This window comes from Gammaproteobacteria bacterium, from assembly GCA_030680605.1.
GTDB lineage: Bacteria > Pseudomonadota > Gammaproteobacteria > SURF-13 > SURF-13 > JAQBXX01.
In genome coordinates this window covers 1-3,233 of the sequence record JAUXUQ010000023.1, presented here as the reverse complement: position 1 = coordinate 3,233, position 3,233 = coordinate 1, and the positions used below count along the sequence as shown (strand labels likewise).

Annotated in this window: 6 protein-coding genes; 1 reads left to right on the top strand and 5 read right to left on the bottom strand. The window is 58.6% G+C overall.

Annotation, left to right across the window (positions count from 1 at the left end):
• The first annotated feature begins 127 nt into the window (after positions 1-127).
• Complete coding sequence (locus Q8L89_09390; protein MDP1709256.1) at positions 128-289, top strand: hypothetical protein; 162 nt, start codon at positions 128-130, stop codon at positions 287-289.
• A 13-nt stretch (positions 290-302) separates the two neighbouring features.
• On the opposite strand, the gene Q8L89_09385 is transcribed toward Q8L89_09390, so the two are convergent.
• From Q8L89_09385 to Q8L89_09365, 5 genes are all read right to left on the bottom strand, one after another.
• Positions 303-431 carry a hypothetical protein gene (locus Q8L89_09385; GenBank protein MDP1709255.1) on the bottom strand — a complete coding sequence of 43 codons (129 nt, stop codon included), beginning with the start codon at positions 429-431 and terminating at the stop codon, positions 303-305.
• Between the two features lie 74 nt (positions 432-505).
• Entirely contained in the window at positions 506-823 is a 318-nt protein-coding gene (locus tag Q8L89_09380) for a hypothetical protein (GenBank protein ID MDP1709254.1), read from the bottom strand.
• Between the two features lie 137 nt (positions 824-960).
• A complete protein-coding gene (locus tag Q8L89_09375; protein MDP1709253.1) occupies positions 961-1,389 on the bottom strand; it encodes a hypothetical protein in 429 nt (142 codons plus the stop codon).
• 3 nt (positions 1,390-1,392) lie between these two features.
• Positions 1,393-2,661: a DUF2586 family protein gene (locus Q8L89_09370; GenBank protein ID MDP1709252.1), complete on the bottom strand. Its 1,269-nt coding sequence runs from the start codon at positions 2,659-2,661 to the stop codon at positions 1,393-1,395.
• A gap of 2 nt (positions 2,662-2,663) precedes the next feature.
• Positions 2,664-3,233, bottom strand: a 570-nt coding sequence (locus Q8L89_09365; protein MDP1709251.1) for a DUF4332 domain-containing protein, incomplete at its 5' end; no start/stop codon positions are given.

Here is a 3,233-nt window from a genome sequence, read left to right as displayed (position 1 = left end):
GCCTTGGTGTTCTCCGTCATCTGACGCACACCGCTGTCCACGCTTCCAAGCGGCTTCGTCACCCGGTCAACGAGCTCCAGTATCCATTGAGTGGTGGTGGCTGACATCTGTTGATTATATTTGGGTCATGGAATTCATCATCATCCTGCTCATTGCCGCAGCCGTCATCATCACCGCCATCGCGGTAGTGCTGGGCGTGGCCGCTGATGCCATCTCGTGGATGCGCGACCTGCGCGATTCGTGGCGCGGAAAGGATGTGCCGTACAACGGCTGGGGAGGCTCCATCTGAGTGTTCCGGTGTCTCATTGCTTCTTCTCCGCTCCGAGCAGCCGCGCCAGACGCAGCAGCTCCCAGTTCTTATACCACAACGCCTGCGAACGCAGGCGTATGAAATCCGCATCACTCAGCCGGGTGGCATCCACTCCGAGCACCGCACCTATCAGCGCGCACCCCTTCTCATATCCATCCTGCTGACTGTCCGGGTCGGGGTCAAGATCCGCGTCAGCTACAGCTTTTCCAGCTCCAGCTCCTTAGCCTTGAACAGCGTACCTATCTGAGCCATCGCGCCCATCGTCCACTCTGCGCCTGTGTCAAACTTCGTGCTGCCGCACACCTTGCAGCTGTTATACATCAGCTGCCCGCTCTTTATCGGGTCGGTATCGACATAGCGGGCCGATGCGCTCAGCGCGGCCATGTCGGGCTTCTTCACGTAGAGGTAATGCGTGTTGCCCTCATCGTCCGTGCCTGTCAGCTGATACAGCTCATCGTGCAGCGCCTTGAGGCGGTTCACCTCCTTCTCGTCTATCTTGCCTATGTGCTCCATGGTGTTGGTGTTGGTGATTCGCCTATTCGTAATTATTGCTTCGCAATGAGAACGCTTCGCTTAGTTCGTATATCCGTACTGATTCGTAATTATTGCTCCGCAATGAGCTCGATTCGCTTCGGTTCGTATCAGCCCGCTCAGACGTTCCAGTTCACATGGCTCACCTTCAGCTCCAGCTTCACGCTGATGCTCTTGTCACCCTGCTTGGGGCCCACACCCTGGCCCATCACCCGCACGTTGTTCACCACGTCCTTGTAAACCTTCGTTCCGTACTCATAGGCACAGATGATGGCGCCCAGCGCGTCCTGCATCCGCGCACCCGGTGGGATGCCGTCCTGCATCGCCCGCCACTCCTCGGCAAGCACCGTGAGGCTCGCCTCGGCCGCGTAGTTGCCCTCGCCCTCCCCTATGGGCATCTTGCCCCCGGCATAGACGTTCTCCCACTCCACGCTGTCAGAGTACTCGAATTCGAGGATGCCCTCGATGTCGCGGCCAAAGAAGTTGAACGTGATGGAGTTCCACCCTGTCAGTCGGCCGAACTTATTGACTATGATAGGTACTGGCATGGCTTACGCGCTTATGTTGTTGAATAGTCCGAGGTTGATGTCCATGGCGTGCAGGATACCATCCTTCACCACCTGCACATTCACCACCAGCGGCACAGTGGCCGAAGGGGTCTGCTCAGGGTCAAGGAACACCGCCACCGCACTCACAAGGTCGCGGTTCACCAGCACGTCCAGACGCTTCTGTGCCCGGTCTTGCAGGGCAAGGGCGGTGGTAGCGCGGAGGAAACCCGTGGTCGGGTCTTTCTTCAGCACACTGCGAATCTTCGGAATCATCGCATTGCGCACAATGCGCGCTGCCGCGTTCCAAACGCAGTTGTTGTTGATGTAGGCGTAGTCGCTGTTGGCATCCACGCAGGTGGGGTCACCACTCAGGTAGAAGCCCTCGTAACCGTTGAAGGAACCCGCGAAAATGTAGCCCTTGTCGGCCATGTCGCGCTGAACCGGCTCCGGATAGATGCTGATGTCATCGAAATTGGGAAGCTTGGCAGAGAGCCAGCGCGTGGCGTTGCCCAGCGGATAGCTCTCAAAGCCGCGCATCGCTGCCGGTGGATTGAGCACCTCAACGCTGCCGATGTTCTCATTGATCTGACGCACAGCGAACATGCCGCTGGCAGCTCCCACGGCCACAAGGCTGGCGTATGCCGGGTTGGTGTCCAGATTGTAGCCGTCCACAGCAACGAGAACGCTCACATTGGGACATGCCTCATCGCGCAGGTCTTCCAGACTTGCCACGTTATCTATCTTCCATCCATCGAGCATGATGCCATCGATGTAGCGGAACTCGTCAAAGTGGGCATCAATGAGTGCCTGCGCTGGGTCGAGACACGCCTTCACCTGATCCACCAGCCCGTTGGCCGCAAAAGATGGTACCACGGCAGATGTGGGGTTGAACGCCATGAAGATGTACTTCACATCCTTGCCCACTTGGCTGCGGATGAGGCCGTCAACAGGCCCGGCAGCAGCAAAGAGACCGGTGAACCCGGCATCAGTGGTCGGCCTTGCCGTCAGCATGATGATGAGCTCGCTCTCCGGAGCAAGCCGGAAATGCTCCTCGATGTGGTCAAAGGCCAGGATGCCGTTGTTGGCATCATAGCTGGCATTGATGCCCACGGCCTCGGCCTGCGAAGGGTGAACGATGCGCAGCGGGGTGTTCAACGCCAGTCCGGTGGCCGCTTGGCCACCTATCACCAGTGCGCACACCCTGTCCTTATCGGGGGCACCGCTTCCGCTGTTGCCCTGTCCCTTTATTACCTGTGGGCCTTTGAATGCCATTTTTAGCTGCTTTTAATTCGGTTCAACTTATTCAAGCCATCGATGGCGCGGGCCAGCAAGGCCTTGTTCACCCCCGATTTCGCGGCCAGCGCAGCGGCATCGGATGCCGCCAGCTCTGCCACAGTGTGTACACCAGCGGCTACCAGTTTGATGGCCGTGGCACGGCCTATGCCGTTCACGGTCTCCAGTAGCTTCGCTGGTGTCCTGGTCTCCGCGACCGTTGTTCCTTCCACTGCCTTCGTCTTCGCAGGCGCGGCTTCTTTCTTCTCACTTGTCCCTTGTCCCTCGACCCCCGTCCCTTTCAACAGCACCTTGCGTCTCGCGGCCAATGCCTCCATTACAATGGGGTTGGACATCATCTGCTGAGGGACGGCAGACGAAAGCTCAGTGGCATTCGCAGCCTTGTTGATCGCGGCAAGCACCCTGGACAGGTATGACTTCTGTTCGACCGCTGGAGCTGGTGCAGCAGTGACCGCTTCCGCCACCGCGCCAGCGGGCTTGGAAGCGGCACCGCCTTCACCACCATACTCAAGTACGTGGACTTTCAGCCCATTGGTCTTGCCGTGTCCTCT